The 13,650-nt window shown below is 61.4% G+C and carries 9 protein-coding genes; 1 reads left to right on the top strand and 8 read right to left on the bottom strand.

What is annotated here, in order from left to right; all coding sequences use genetic code 11:
- Positions 1 to 233: 233 nt before the first annotated feature.
- The 6 genes from mdtD to betI form a co-directional block, all read right to left on the bottom strand.
- Positions 234 to 1,661, bottom strand: coding sequence for a multidrug transporter subunit MdtD (mdtD, locus tag ND528_RS05490; RefSeq protein ID WP_263469869.1), 1,428 nt, complete (start codon positions 1,659 to 1,661; stop codon positions 234 to 236).
- A 190-nt stretch (positions 1,662 to 1,851) separates the two neighbouring features.
- Entirely contained in the window at positions 1,852 to 3,189 is a 1,338-nt protein-coding gene (locus ND528_RS05485) for a TldD/PmbA family protein (protein ID WP_263469868.1), read from the bottom strand.
- On the bottom strand, positions 3,189 to 4,631 hold the full coding sequence (locus ND528_RS05480; protein WP_130911670.1) for a TldD/PmbA family protein: 1,443 nt from the start codon (positions 4,629 to 4,631) through the stop codon (positions 3,189 to 3,191). The genes ND528_RS05485 and ND528_RS05480 overlap by 1 nt, the downstream gene beginning before the upstream one ends.
- 251 nt (positions 4,632 to 4,882) lie before the next feature.
- Positions 4,883 to 6,586 carry a choline dehydrogenase gene (betA, locus tag ND528_RS05475; RefSeq protein ID WP_263469867.1) on the bottom strand — a complete coding sequence of 568 codons (1,704 nt, stop codon included), beginning with the start codon at positions 6,584 to 6,586 and terminating at the stop codon, positions 4,883 to 4,885.
- A gap of 148 nt (positions 6,587 to 6,734) precedes the next feature.
- Positions 6,735 to 8,207, bottom strand: a complete 1,473-nt coding sequence (betB, locus tag ND528_RS05470; RefSeq protein WP_263469866.1) for a betaine-aldehyde dehydrogenase — start codon at positions 8,205 to 8,207, stop codon at positions 6,735 to 6,737.
- Positions 8,208 to 8,295: 88 nt separating this feature from the next.
- A complete protein-coding gene (gene betI, locus ND528_RS05465) occupies positions 8,296 to 8,889 on the bottom strand; it encodes a transcriptional regulator BetI (protein ID WP_042561476.1) in 594 nt (197 codons plus the stop codon).
- 487 nt (positions 8,890 to 9,376) lie between these two features.
- Here betI and ND528_RS05460 point away from each other — a divergent pair, with 487 nt between their 5' ends.
- A complete protein-coding gene (locus ND528_RS05460) occupies positions 9,377 to 11,317 on the top strand; it encodes a BCCT family transporter (protein ID WP_223630511.1) in 1,941 nt (646 codons plus the stop codon).
- A gap of 289 nt (positions 11,318 to 11,606) precedes the next feature.
- Here the strand turns inward: ND528_RS05460 and choV are convergent, their stop codons facing one another.
- Both choV and choW read right to left on the bottom strand, forming a co-directional pair.
- Complete coding sequence (gene choV, locus ND528_RS05455) at positions 11,607 to 12,785, bottom strand: choline ABC transporter ATP-binding protein (protein WP_016772804.1); 1,179 nt, start codon at positions 12,783 to 12,785, stop codon at positions 11,607 to 11,609.
- A complete protein-coding gene (choW, locus tag ND528_RS05450) occupies positions 12,782 to 13,627 on the bottom strand; it encodes a choline ABC transporter permease subunit (protein ID WP_016772805.1) in 846 nt (281 codons plus the stop codon). Before choW ends, choV begins: the two co-directional genes overlap by 4 nt.
- Between the last annotated feature and the right edge of the window lie 23 nt (positions 13,628 to 13,650).

Genomic DNA, 13,650 nt, shown 5'->3' with positions numbered 1-13,650 from the left:
GACTCAATCGATGTCCGCGAGCGGTTCCTGTCCGAAGATGACCCGTGGCGGGCGGATGTATCTGTGGCGAGGGGATTTATCCCCGCTGGGGTGCGCAGCACCCCCCAATACCTGCCACCTCAATTCATCAGGCTGACCGCATCCAACCTTTTTGGGGCTGCTGCGCAACCCAGCGGGGATAAATCCCCTCGCCACGGAAGTTTTTCAGCAGCCACAGAAGTCCTTCAGCACAATCAGTGTTCGATGTGCTCCTGCGGCCGTTTCGCCCGGCGCCCGTCTTCCTTGGACAGCTGCGAGAAAATCGTTGCGGCGAGCATGGCCATGATGCCGACCGTGACGAAGGTCAGCTGAAACGCACCGAGTACGGTTTCCACGCCATCGTTGCCGACCTTCGCAGTGAAGCCACCAAGCAGCGCACCGGCGCAGGCCACGCCGAGGCTCAGCGACAACTGCGCGACCACCGACAGCAGACTGTTGCCGCTGCTGGCGCTGGCATCGTCGAGGTCGATCAGCGTCACCGTATTCATCGCGGTGAATTGCAGCGAGTTGATTGCACCCAGCACGGCTAGCAGGCACAGCAGCAGCCAGTACGGCGTCTGTTCGCTGACCAGGCCCATGCTCGCCAGCATGATCCCCAGCGCCAGCGTGTTGCCGGTGAGGACGATGCGATAGCCGAGGCGTTCGATCAGCGGCCGCGCGACCCACTTGGCGACCATCGCCGCAGCGGCCAGCGGCAACATGCTCATCCCGGCTTGCGACGGCGAATAGCCCAACGCCACTTGCAGCAACAACGGCACCAGAAACGGCAAAGCGCCGCTGCCCAGTCGCGCGAACAGGTTGCCGAGAATGCCGACCGCGAAGGTGCGGGTCTTGAACAATGACGGCGCGAACAACGGGTTTTCGATGTGCCCGGCGCGCAGCCAGTACGCCGCCAGACAGGCCATGCCGGCGAACAGCAGCAACATCACCCGCAGGTGCGGCAGGTGCAGTTCGCCAAGGCCTTCCATGGCGATGGTGATGAGGATCATCGCCGCGCCGAACAGCAGAAAACCGAGGCTATCGAAGCGCGTGCGCTCCGTGCCGCGCAGGTCGGGAATGAATTTCCACACCGCATAACAGCCGATCACCCCGACCGGCAGATTGATCAGGAAGATCCAGTGCCACGTCACGTATTCCACCATCCAGCCGCCCATGGTCGGGCCGATCAGCGGGCCGAGCAGGCCGGGAATGGTGATGAAACCCATGATCCGCACCAGTTCCGAGCGCGGGTAGGCACGCAGCACCACCAGTCGCCCGACCGGCAGCATCAGCGCACCACCGAGGCCCTGAATCACCCGCGCACCGATGAGCATGCTCAGACTGCTGGACAAAGCGCACAGCAACGAGCCGAAACTGAACAGCAGAATCGCGCCGAAGAAGATTTTCTTGGTGCCGAAGCGGTCGGCGATCCAGCCGGAGGCCGGGATCAGCAGGGCCACGGTGAGCATGTAGGCAATGATCACGCCCTGCATGCGCAACGGGTCTTCGGCCAGATCGCTGGCCATGGCCGGCAGCGCGGTGTTGAGGATGGTCCCGTCGAGGGACTGCATGAAGAACGCGATGGCGACGACCCACGGCAACCAGCGGGCGGTGATGGCGTCGAGAGGCGGGCGGTTGGGCATGGAACCTCTTGTGGGTGGTTAATCCAGATTTTTGTTCAAACATGAAACCCTGTGGCGAGGGGATTTATCCCCGCTGGGTCGCGCAGCGGCCCCAAAAAAGCGGGACTGCTGCGCAGTCCATCGGGGATAAATCCCCTCGCCACAGTTTCTATTCCAACAGGTGATCCCCTGTGTGCCGGGGATCTTTGTTTTACAGCGTTAGGGTCAACCGGCTGACCAGCGCCCCCGGCAACAGCGATGACGAGGTATTGCGCTGACTGTAGGTACTCGCCGAGAGCAGCAATTCACGCTCGGTGGTCAACGCTTCCAGCTGCGAGCCGAGCAGGTTGTAGGCGCTGTCGTCGAAACGCATGGTGCTGACCGGCGCCTGGATCTCGCCGTTCTCGACCCAGAAGGTCGCGAAGCGGGTCATGCCGGTCATGCGCGCCGCCGGTTGATCCGAGTAGTTCAGGTACCACAGGTTGCTGATGTACAGCCCGGTGCCCAACTGCTTGAGGATCTCTGCTTGCGACAGATCACCGGCGGCCATGTTCAATGCACTGGGCATTTCGCCGCCGCCCGCACCGTTCGCCGCCAGACCATATTCGGCGGCGCTGCGCGAGCCGACCAGCTGATCGCCGGCCCGGCCTTCGATGACCAGACGCAGATCGCTGCGCGGATAACCCTCGGCGGAAAACGCCGGGCTCAGGGATTCGCTGACTTTCTCATCCAGCGACACCAGCGGACTGAAGGCCTGATCGCCGACGTAGAGTTTCTGCAACGGACTGCTCTTGCTGGCGATCGACTGGGCCGAGAACCCGCCCCAACTGAGCATGCCCATGATTTCTTCCAGCGCCGCTGGTGCCAGATAGGCGCGGTACTGTCCCGGTGCCAAAGTGCGTAACGGTCGGCCGAGAAACTCCAGCTGTTCGCGGGCCTGGGCGAAACGCCGGGCAAACCCTTCGTCGCTCCAGTCGTGCCCGGCGTAGCTGGCCTTCACCGCTTCGCCGTTTTCGTGGAACAGGCTGAAGTCGAAATTGAAACTGTTGGCTTCATGCCAGCCGAACGCGCCGGCGGAGCTGGCGAACCCGCGACTGATCGGGCCGGCAGCATAGAAGCCGACCAGATCCAGACCTTCAGCGGCGGCGCAGATTTGCCCGACGACATCTTCGGTGTCCGGCAGCGGATGCGCTTGTACGTGCGTGCTCTGCCAGCTGTTGTGATTGAGCAGCAGGTACGGATCCTGCGGCAGCAGCGGCAGGGTTTCGCGCAATTGCTGCAGGCCCTCGGCGAGGCGTTGCAGATCGGCTTCCTGATCCCCGGACAAGGTGATCTGCAGGTCGGCGTGGCGACCGTCGTCGATCAGCTTCAGGCCGACGTTGGCCTGTTGCACTTGCCCGGCCTGGCGCACCTTGGCGTGATTGAAGCGCACGAACGCCGAGGCTTCGGCGGCGTAGCTGAGCGTGAACTGTTCCGGCTCGCGCACGCTGTCGCGCAGCCAGTTGACCATGACCTTGAAGGCGTCGGACTGACGCTTCGAAATGCTCATCAGGCGTCTCCCCCAAACACATCAATGTTGCTGAATACGCAGGCCGGCGAAGCGTGGCCGACGCGAATCACCTGGTTCGGTTCGCCCTTGCCGCAGTTCGGCGTGCCCAGCACCTTGACGGTGTTGGCATCGCCGACGGCGCGCAGGCTCTTCCAGAAGTGCGCGGAAATGGCCCGGTAGTTGGGATTTTTCACCACGCCTTTAAGTTCACCATGCTCGATCAACTGGCCCCATTCGCAGCCGAACTGGAATTTGTTGCGCGCATCGTCGATCGACCACGAGCGGTTGGTGCTCATCAGAATGCCGTGCTCGATACCACCGATCATCTGCTCCAGCGTCTGATCGCCCGGCTCGATGTTGAGGTTGGCCATGCGGTCGATCGGTGGCCGGTTCCAGCCGCAGGCGCGGCTGTTGGCAACACCGTCGAGGCCGGCGCGATATTGCGACAATGCTCCGCCCAGCGGCCGCAACAGCAGGCCGTCGCGAATCAGGAATTGTTTGCTCGCCGCAGTGCCGTCGTCGTCATGGCCGTAGCTGGCGAGTTCTTCGGGAATGCCCGGATCGAAGGTCACGTTGAGCAGGTTGGAGCCGTATTGCAGGCTGCCGAAATCGCTGGTCTTGACGAAACTGGTGCCGGCGTAATTGCGCTCATCGCCAAGGATCCGGTCAAGCTCCAGCGGGTGACCGATGGATTCGTGGATCTGCAGCATCATCTGATCTGGCATCAGCAGCAGGTCGCGCGGGCCTTGCGGGGTGTTCGGCGCGAGCAGCAGTTGCAGGGCCTGATCGGCGACTTGCGGACCGGCACCGACCAGGCCGCAACGGCTGATGACATCGGCGCCACCCTGCTGGCCGAAGTTCTCGCGGCCGAGGCTGCGGGTCTGGCTGTCGTTGCCGTCGTAGGCGGTGACGTCGAGGCTCGGATAAACGAAGCGCTGGGCCTGGCGCAATTCGGCGCCGGCGCTGCTCAAGTAGATCTGCTCGACATGGGTGATGCCGATGCTCACCTGCCAATTGACCAGGCGCTCATCCTTGGGCACCGAGGCGGACTCCGCACCGAGCAGATCGAAGCATTCGCTCAGGGACGGGAAGGGCTGTTCGAGGTTGGGTGAAAAATAATCAGCGCGGTCACTGGAAAGCGTCTGCTCGCGCAGGTCGAGCAAGGCGTGCGGCTTGAGCCGGCGGGCTTGCAGTTCGGCGCGTTCAAGCGCGGCTTGCAGGCCTTGTTGCGACAAGTCGTTGGTCGCCGCGTAGGCTTCGACGCCATTGACGCGCACGGTGAGCATCGCCCCTTCATCGCGGCTCAGGCTCGGCGGTTCGGCGACATTCTTGCGCACCGACAGAAACTGCCCGGACTCGCGCACATACCGCAGGGAAAAAAATTCAGCGCCCGTGCGCAAGGCAGCAAAGCGCTGCTTGAGCTGGGGGTGGAAATCGAACATTCGGGAACCTCCTTGTAATGGAGTAGCGGCATGGCGACAGCGGGAGGGGTGAAACGGTTGCGCGAGGTCTAGAGTAGGCCTGCGTGGGGGTAGGATCAAGTGAAGAGGGGGTGTAGGGGGATTTACTGTGCAGCGGGGGAATTTGTGCTGAATTTGAGGGCCCCTTCGCGAGCAGGCTCGCTCCCACAGTTGAAATGCATTCCAATGTGGGAGCGAGCCTGCTCGCGAAGGTCGCGCCTCGGTCTTACGACTTACTGCGTAACCGGTGTGATATCCCGCATCGGCTTGCCTTTGACCGGCGCGCCGTTCGCCACGTAATAAGCAGCGTTGCTGCGTGGCAGCGGCTTGCGGCCACGGATCCTGTCGGCGATTTTCTCGGCCATCATGATCGTCGGCGCGTTGAGGTTGCCGGTGGTGATGATCGGCATGATCGAGGCATCGACCACGCGCAGGCTCTGCATGCCGTGCACACGACCTTCGCCATCGACCACGGCCATCTCGTCGGTGCCCATCTTGCACGAGCAGGACGGGTGGAACGCGGTTTCGGCGTGCTCGCGGATGAACTTGTCGAGCTGCTCATCGGTTTGCACGTCGATGCCCGGGCTGATTTCGCGACCACGGAACGCGTCGAGGGCCGGCTGCTGCATGATTTCGCGGGTCAGACGGATGCCGTCGCGGAATTCCTGCCAGTCCTGCTCGGTGGCCATGTAGTTGAAGAGGATGCTCGGGTGCTGGCGCGGGTCCTTGGATTTGACCTGGATGCGACCACGGCTCGGCGAGCGCATGGAGCCCATGTGCGCCTGGAAACCGTGTTCTTTCACACCGTTGCTGCCGTTGTAGTTAATCGCCACCGGCAGGAAGTGGTACTGGATGTTCGGCCATTCGAATTCCGGACGCGAACGAATGAAACCGCCGGCCTCGAACTGGTTGCTGGCGCCGATGCCGGTGCCGTTGAACAGCCACTCGGCACCGATCGCCGGCTGGTTGTACCAGAGCAGCGATGGATACAGCGAAACCGGTTGGATGCAGGCGTATTGCAGGTACAGCTCAAGGTGATCCTGCAGGTTTTCACCGACGCCCGGCAGATCGTGGACCACCGGGATGTCGAGGCTTTCCAGCAGTTTCGCCGGGCCGACACCGGAGCGCTGCAGAATCTGCGGCGAAGCGATGGCGCCGGAGCACAGCAGAACTTCCTTGCGCGCCTTGGCTTCAACACGTTCTTCAGCGTCACCGATCAGGTAACGCACGCCGACCGCGCGCTTGCCCTCGAACAGGATCTTGTCGGTCAGGGCGTGGGTAACGATGGTCAGGGTCGAACGCTTCTTGGCGATGTCGAGGTAGCCACGGGCGGTGGAAGCACGGCGGCCGTTCGGCGTCACGGTGCGGTCCATCGGGCCGAAGCCTTCCTGCTGGTAACCGTTGAGGTCTTCGGTACGCGGGTAACCGGCCTGCACGCCGGCTTCAACCATGGCGTGGAACAGCGGGTTGTTGCCGGCTTTCGGCGTGGTCACGCTGACCGGGCCGTCGCCACCGTGGTAATCGTTCGGGCCGATGTCACGGGTTTCGGCTTTGCGGAAATACGGCAGGCAATCGAGATACGACCAGTCTTCCAGGCCCGGCAGTTTCGCCCAGCCGTCGTAGTCCATCGCATTGCCACGGATGTAGCACATGCCGTTGATCAGCGAAGAGCCGCCGAGGCCCTTGCCGCGACCGCATTCCATCCGGCGGCCGTCCATGTGCGGCTCTGGATCGGTTTCATAGGCCCAGTTGTAGCGACGACCCTGCAGCGGGAAGGCCAGCGCGGCTGGCATCTGCGTACGGAAGTCGAGGCGGTAGTCCGGACCCCCGGCTTCGAGCAGCAGAACGGTGACGCCTTCGTCTTCAGTCAGACGGGTCGCAAGTGTGTTACCTGCAGAGCCGGCGCCTATGATGATGTAGTCGTATTCTTGAGTCATAAATTCTCCTGCGGGGGCTACAAGCCACTAGCTTCAAGCTGCAAGAAAAAGCAGCGAGCTGTGGCTTCGAAATCGGGGAGGGCGGCAACCCCAAACTGCTTTTACTTGCAGCTTGAAACTTGCCGCTTGCAGCTGATCAGCTAGCTGATCAGAACACCGAGACGTAATCGCCCAGCTCGACCTGTACCGATTTGATGCGGGTGAAGTTGTTCAGCGAGCTGATCCCGTTCTCACGGCCAACACCCGACTGCTTGTAGCCGCCGACCGGCATTTTTGCGTCGGACTCGCCCCAGGCGTTGATCCAGCAGATACCGGCTTCCAGTTGATGAATCACGCGGTGGGCGCGGTTCAGGTCTTTGGTGACGATACCGGCGGCCAGGCCGAAGTCGGTGTCGTTGGCGCGGCGGATCACTTCTTCTTCGGTTTCGTAGGAGAGGATCGCCATCACCGGGCCGAAGATTTCTTCGCGGACGATGGTCATGTCGTCGGTGCAGTCGGTGAACACGGTTGGCGCAACGAACGCGCCTTTGGCGAATTCGCCGTCGGTCAGACGACCGCCGCCGCACAGCACGCGTGCGCCTTGTTCTTTACCCTTGGCGATGTAGGCCAACACGCTTTCCATGTGGGCGAAGCTGACCAGCGGGCCGAAGTTGGTGTTTTCGTCTTCCGGGTTGCCAACGCGGATGCGGGCAACGCGCTCAACGATCTTGGCTTCAAAAGCGGCTTTCAGGTGCGCCGGTACGAACACGCGAGTGCCGTTGGTGCAGACCTGACCGGAGCTGTAGAAGTTGGCCATCATCGCGGTGTCGGCGGCGCGATCGAGGTCGGCGTCGTCACAGATGATCAGCGGCGACTTGCCGCCCAGTTCCATGGTCACGTCTTTGAGCGACGAAGCCGAAGCGCTGGCCATGACTTTCTTGCCGGTGTCGGTGCCGCCAGTGAAGGAGATTTTCTCGATGCGCGGGTGCTCGGTCAGCCAGGTGCCGACTTCGCGGCCGCTGCCGGTCAGGACGTTGAACACGCCGTTCGGCACGCCGGCTTCGGTGTAGATCTCGGCCAGTTTCAGGGTGGTCAGCGAGGTGACTTCGCTTGGCTTGAAGATCATCGCGTTACCGGCGGCCAGGGCAGGAGCGGATTTCCACAGGGCGATCTGGATCGGGTAGTTCCACGCGCCGATACCGGCGACCACGCCCAGCGGCTCGCGACGGGTGTAAACGAACGAGGTGTCACGCAGCGGGATCTGCTCGCCTTCGATGGCGGGCACCAGGCCTGCGTAGTATTCCAGCACGTCAGCGCCGGTGACGATGTCGACGTACTTGGTTTCGGAGAAGGATTTGCCGGTGTCCAGGGTTTCCAGTGCGGCCAGCTCATCGTTGCGCTCGCGCAGGATGTCGACGGCGCGGCGCAGGATGCGCGAACGCTCCATGGCGGTCATCGCGGCCCAGACTTTCTGGCCTTTTTCGGCGCTGACCACGGCGCGCTCGACATCTTCCTTGGTCGCACGTTGCACCAGTGCGAGGACTTCACCGTTCGCCGGGTTGATGGCTTCGAAGGTGGCGTCGCTGCCGGCGTCAGTATACGCGCCATCGATGTAGAGTTTTTGCAGTTCGAAACGGGCCATAGTGTCCTCGCAAGTGCATTGGTGGTTGGCGTTGCCCACCGCGATCACGCTGCGGTGGAGTTCAGGGGCTGAGCGTTTTCTGTGTGCTCTAGCTCACCTGCTTGGCCAATTGGAAATCCATGTATTCGTAAGCGATCTGTTGCGCCTGCGCCGTGTCGAAAGCGTCTCCCGACAGCGCGCCGCGCAACCACAAACCGTCGATCAACGCTGCCAGACCCCGGGCGGCGCTGCGCGCATCTTCGAGCGGCAGCACACGGCGGAACTGGCAGCACAGGTTGGAATACAGACGGTGATCGTTGATCCGCTGCAACCTGTGCAAAGACGGCTGGTGCATGCTGGTGGCCCAGAAGGCCAGCCAGGTTTTCATTGCCGGGCCATTGACCTGGCTGGCGTCGAAGTTGCCTTCGATGATCACCTGCAGATGCGCCCGTGGGCTGTCATCTGCCAGCGCCTGACGGCGCGCGGTGACGCTCTCGCTGAGGGCGGTCATCAGGTACCGCATCGTGGCGGCGATCAGGCCGTTCTTGTCCTGAAAGTAATGACTGATGATGCCATTCGAGACACCGGCCAAACGGGCGATCAGCGCAATGCTGGCGTCCCCCATTCCGACCTGATCGACCGCTTGCAAAGTGGCTTCGATCAATTGTTGGCGGCGGATGGGTTGCATACCGACCTTGGGCATCTTGCACATCTCCTTAGGCCTTCCGAGGGGCGAATGACGCCGATCGGATTGATGGCCAGTCTATTTTGTTTTGATTGAACGTTCAATCAACAAAGAATAAGATCTGCGACAATTCGTCGCTGCCTACAGAAAATTCCTACGTGTGATGACGATAAAAACCGACACCTGAAACGGCTCGAAACCTGCGTGGGGCATGGCGCGGTTCGCGATTCGATGGACGTGTTGAAAGGGCAAGACGCTCGGGGGCCAGGTTTCGGATGAACGTCCGTCGCCTCTGGCCACGAAAGCGAATACGCAACGCCATTTCGGCAGGTTCGGGCTTTTTTCGGAGTGTCTTTATATCACCCGCCGGTCGGCTGCCAACTAACCGATTGGTCGGGTTCCGTGATGCCTTGTGTTCTTCTCTCGCACTGCCTGGAGCATTTGTGCCATGAGTTCTGCCTCGCTAATAAAGACCCCGCCCGAGAAGGTGACGGTCAACGGTTGGGTGTTCTACACCTCGACCGCGCTGATTCTGTTGTTGACCGCCATTCTGATCATCGCCCCGCAAGAGGCCGGCAGAATGTTGGGCATGGCCCAGGCCTGGTTGTCGCGCAGCTTCGGCTGGTACTACATGGTGGTGATCGCCGCCTACCTGGTGTTCGTGGTCGGTCTGGCGTTTTCCTCGTACGGCAAACTCAAACTGGGCAGCAAGGACGACACCCCGGATTTCAGTTACGGCGCCTGGGCGGGGATGCTGTTCTCGTCGGGCATCGGCATTTCGCTGTTGTACTTCGGCGCGTCCGAGCCACTGGATCACTACTTCAATCCGCCGGAAGGCACCTCGGCCACGAATATGGCCGCGCGCCAGGCGGTGCAACTGACTTTTCTGCACTGGGGCCTGCACGGCTGGGCGATCTACGCACTGGTCGGTCTGGCCGTGGCGTATTTCGCCTATCGGCATAACCAGCCGCTGGCCCTGCGTTCGGCGCTGTATCCGCTGGTCGGCGAGCGTTGGGTCAAAGGCGCGGCCGGCCACGCAGTGGATGGCTTCGGCATGTTCGTGACCCTGCTGGGTCTGGTGACCAACCTGGGGATTGGCTCGCTGCAAGTGTCGTCCGGGCTGGAAAACCTGTTCGGCATGGAGCACAGCAACACCAACCTGCTGATTGTCATCATCGTCATGAGCACCGTGGCGACCATCGCCGCAGTGTCCGGTGTGGAAAACGGCATCCGTCGTCTGTCCAACCTGAACATCGTGCTGTTCAGCGGCCTGCTGATTTTCGTCCTGCTGTTCGGCCCGACCCTGCATCTGCTCAACGGCTTCGTGCAGAACATCGGCGACTACCTCAACGGCGTAGTGCTGAAGACCTTCGACCTGTACGTCTATGAAGGCGACAGCGCCAAGTCCGATCGCTGGCTGGGCCTGTGGACGCTGTTCTACTGGGCCTGGTGGATTTCCTGGGCGCCATTCGTGGGCATGTTCATCGCGCGGATTTCCCGTGGCCGCAGCGTACGTGAACTGGTTGCTGGCGTGCTGCTGATTCCGCTGGGCTTCACTTTGGCGTGGCTGTCGATCTTCGGCAACTCGGCGCTGGATCTGGTGATGAATCAGGGCGCGGTGGAGTTGGGCAAGACGGCGCTGGAACAGCCGTCGATGGCTATCTATCAGTTGCTTGAGCATTACCCGGCGTCGAAAGTCGTCATCGGGGTGTCGATCTTTGTCGGCTTCGTGCTGTTCCTGACCCCGGCCGACTCCGGCGCGGTGATGATGGCGAATCTTTCCTGCAAGGGCGGCAACGTCGACGAAGACGCGCCGCACTGGCTGCGGATCTTCTGGTCGGTGGTGATCACGCTGGTGACCATCGGCCTGCTGTTCGCCGGCAACTTCGAAGCCATGCAGACCATGGTGGTGTTGGCCGGCCTGCCGTTCTCGGTGGTGCTGATCTGCTTCATGTTCGGCCTGCACAAGGCGATGCGCCAGGACGTGCAGATCGAACAGGAGCAAGCGCAACTGGCCGAGCGCGGGCGCCGTGGTTTCAGCGAGCGCCTGACGCAACTGGATCTGCAGCCGAGCCAATCGGTGGTGCAGCGCTTCATGGACAAACACGTCACCCCGGCGCTGGAAGATGCAGCGGCGCAATTGCGCAATCAGGGCATTGAAGTGCAGACGCTGCTGGGCAAGGCCAAGCGCTGCATGGGTGTGCGGGTCGAGATGGAAGAGGGCAACCCTTTCGTTTACGAAGTGAGCCTGGATGGTTATCTGGCGACCCCGACCGAATCGGCGCAGTCGGATGAAGCGCGTCAGCGTTACTACCGTGCTGAGGTGTATTTGCACAATGGCAGCCAGGATTATGACTTGATGGGCTTCACTCCTGAGCAGATCACCCGGGATGTGTTGGACCAGTTTGAAAGCCATCGGCAGTTGTTGGGGCGGGTTTATAGCTAAAGTCAAAAGCCTGCCCTCACCCCAGCCCTCTCCCGGAGGGAGAGGGAGCTGACCGAGGTGTCTTGCGCTATACGCCGACCTGGAAGACCGAGTCGATTATGGGTTTGGAACCCGACCGGAAGCTTCTCCTAGCCTGAGTTCGACTCGATTTCTCAGGTCGATGTAGCTCGAAAGTTCAACTGGGTCAGTCCCCTCTCCCTCTGGGAGAGGGCTAGGGTGAGGGGCTTTTCCCTGACCCAATAAAAAGGGATCGCTCACCGCGATCCCTTTTTTTATCCCACCTGGCGCATTACCCCAGATTCTTGCCCAGCAACGCGTGATACAACTCGCTGTCACCCAGAATCCCCACCACATGATTGTTATCGTGCAGCACCAGCTTGTTGCCGGTCTGATAACGGATCTGCAGCGCGTCACGCATGCCGATGTTCGAGTCCACCAGCGTCGGTTTGCGCTCCAGGCCCTCCACTGCTTGCCCCGGTGCCCAGTTCTGCAGGTTCAGCACTGAACCGTTCTGCCGTGCGCCTTTGATGGTGTTGCCTTCGGCCAGGTCCAGCCACGAGTCGCCGCCCGGATCGAGGCACACCGAACCGTTGATGCGTTTGCACTTGTCCAGCGTGCGCATCAGGCTGCGGCCGCAGAGCACGTTGAGCGGATTGGTGTGGGCGACGAAGGTGCGCACATAGTCGTCCGCCGGGTTGAGGACGATTTCTTCCGGCACGCTGTACTGGATGATCCGGCCGTCCTTCATGATCGCGATGCGGCTACCGAGTTTGAGCGCTTCATCGAGGTCGTGGCTCACAAACACGATGGTCTTGCTCAGCTTGCGTTGCAGTTCCAGCAGTTCATCCTGCAGACCCTGGCGGATCAGCGGGTCGAGAGCCGAGAACGGTTCGTCCATCAGCAGAATATCGGCGTCCATGGCCAGCGCGCGGGCGAGGCCGACGCGTTGCTGCATGCCGCCGGAGAGTTCGTCGGGCTTCTTGTTGCGCCATTGGGTCAGGCCGACCAGTTCGAGTTTCTCGTCGACCAGTTTCTTGCGTTCCTTCTCCGGTCGGCCCTGCATCTCCAGGCCGAAACTGATGTTCTCGCGCACCGTCAGCCATGGCATCAGGGCGAACTTCTGGAACACCATGGCAATGCGCTTGGTGCGCATCATCTTCAGCTCGGCGGGCGTGCAGGACGCGATGTCGATCTGACGGTTTTCATGCTCGACGAACAGCTTGCCGCGGCTCACGGTGTTGAGGCCGTTGATGCAGCGCAGCAGGCTCGACTTGCCCGAACCGGACAGGCCCATCAGCACGCAGATCTCGCCTTTGTTGATGTCCAGCGTGGCTTTTTCCACGCCGACGATCTGACCGGTCTTCTTCAGGATCTCGTTGCGGGTCATGCCCTGATCGAGCAGCTTGAGGGCCTCGCGCGGGTCCTTGGAGAAGATTACGTCGACGTCTTCGAAGCGAATTATGCTCATGCGTCACCCCCTACTTTAGCGTCGGGTTGTTTGCAGATACGGTCGAGCATGATCGCCAGCAGTACGATTGCCAGGCCTGCTTCGAAGCCCAGCGCAATATCAGCAGTGTTCAGTGCGTTGACCACCGGTTTGCCGAGTCCGTCGGCGCCGACCAGTGCCGCGATCACCACCATCGACAGCGACAGCATGATGCACTGGGTGATGCCGGCCGCGATGCTCGGCATGGCGTGCGGCAGTTCGATCCTTGAGAGTAATTGGCGACGCGAGCAGCCGAAGGCCTTGCCGGCGTCCATCAGTTCTTGCGGGACATCACGGATGCCCAGGTAGGTCAGGCGGATCGGCGCCGCGATGGCGAACACCACTGTGGAGATCAGGCCCGGAACCACACCCAGCCCGAAGAGGGTCAGGGTAGGAATGAGGTAAACGAAGGTCGGTACGGTCTGCATCAGATCGAGCACCGGCCGCATCATGGTGTAGAACATCGGTTTGTGCGCGGCGACGATGCCCAGCGGCACGCCGATCAACACGCAGACCAGGGTGGCGAACAGCACCTGGGCGAGGGTTTCCATGGTTTCCTGCCAGTAACCCAGGTTGAGGATCAGCAGGAACGAGGCGACCACGAACGCGGTCAGGCCCCACTTGCGTTGAATCAGATGGGCAATGATGGCAATCAGGCCAATCAGCACCAACGGGTTGAACCAGGTCAGCGCAAACGTCACGCCGTGGATCATCGTTTCCAGTGTCACGGCGATTGCGTCGAAGGTGTTGGCGCCGTGTTGCGTCAACCATTCGACGAAGCCCGCGATGTACTGGCCTAAAGGTATTTTCTGATCAATCAGCATGGTAGTGAACGTCCGCATGCAAG

It is taken from the genome of Pseudomonas mercuritolerans (assembly GCF_025706525.1).
Lineage (GTDB): Bacteria > Pseudomonadota > Gammaproteobacteria > Pseudomonadales > Pseudomonadaceae > Aquipseudomonas > Aquipseudomonas mercuritolerans.
Note: the sequence above shows the minus strand (reverse complement) of the source record. Positions and strands in the feature narration are given on the sequence as shown.

Excerpts from the sequence above, each read along its gene's own strand:
- mdtD (WP_263469869.1), bottom strand. The coding sequence starts at position 1,661 with ATGCCCAACCGCCCGCCTCTCGACGCCATCACCGCCCGCTGGTTGCCG.
- ND528_RS05485 (WP_263469868.1), bottom strand. The coding sequence starts at position 3,189 with ATGAGCATTTCGAAGCGTCAGTCCGACGCCTTCAAGGTCATGGTCAAC.
- betA (WP_263469867.1), bottom strand. The coding sequence starts at position 6,586 with ATGACTCAAGAATACGACTACATCATCATAGGCGCCGGCTCTGCAGGT.
- choV (WP_016772804.1), bottom strand. The coding sequence starts at position 12,785 with ATGAGCATAATTCGCTTCGAAGACGTCGACGTAATCTTCTCCAAGGAC.
- betB (WP_263469866.1), bottom strand. The coding sequence starts at position 8,207 with ATGGCCCGTTTCGAACTGCAAAAACTCTACATCGATGGCGCGTATACT.
- betI (WP_042561476.1), bottom strand. The coding sequence starts at position 8,889 with ATGCCCAAGGTCGGTATGCAACCCATCCGCCGCCAACAATTGATCGAA.
- choW (WP_016772805.1), bottom strand. The coding sequence starts at position 13,627 with ATGCTGATTGATCAGAAAATACCTTTAGGCCAGTACATCGCGGGCTTC.
- ND528_RS05480 (WP_130911670.1), bottom strand. The coding sequence starts at position 4,631 with ATGTTCGATTTCCACCCCCAGCTCAAGCAGCGCTTTGCTGCCTTGCGC.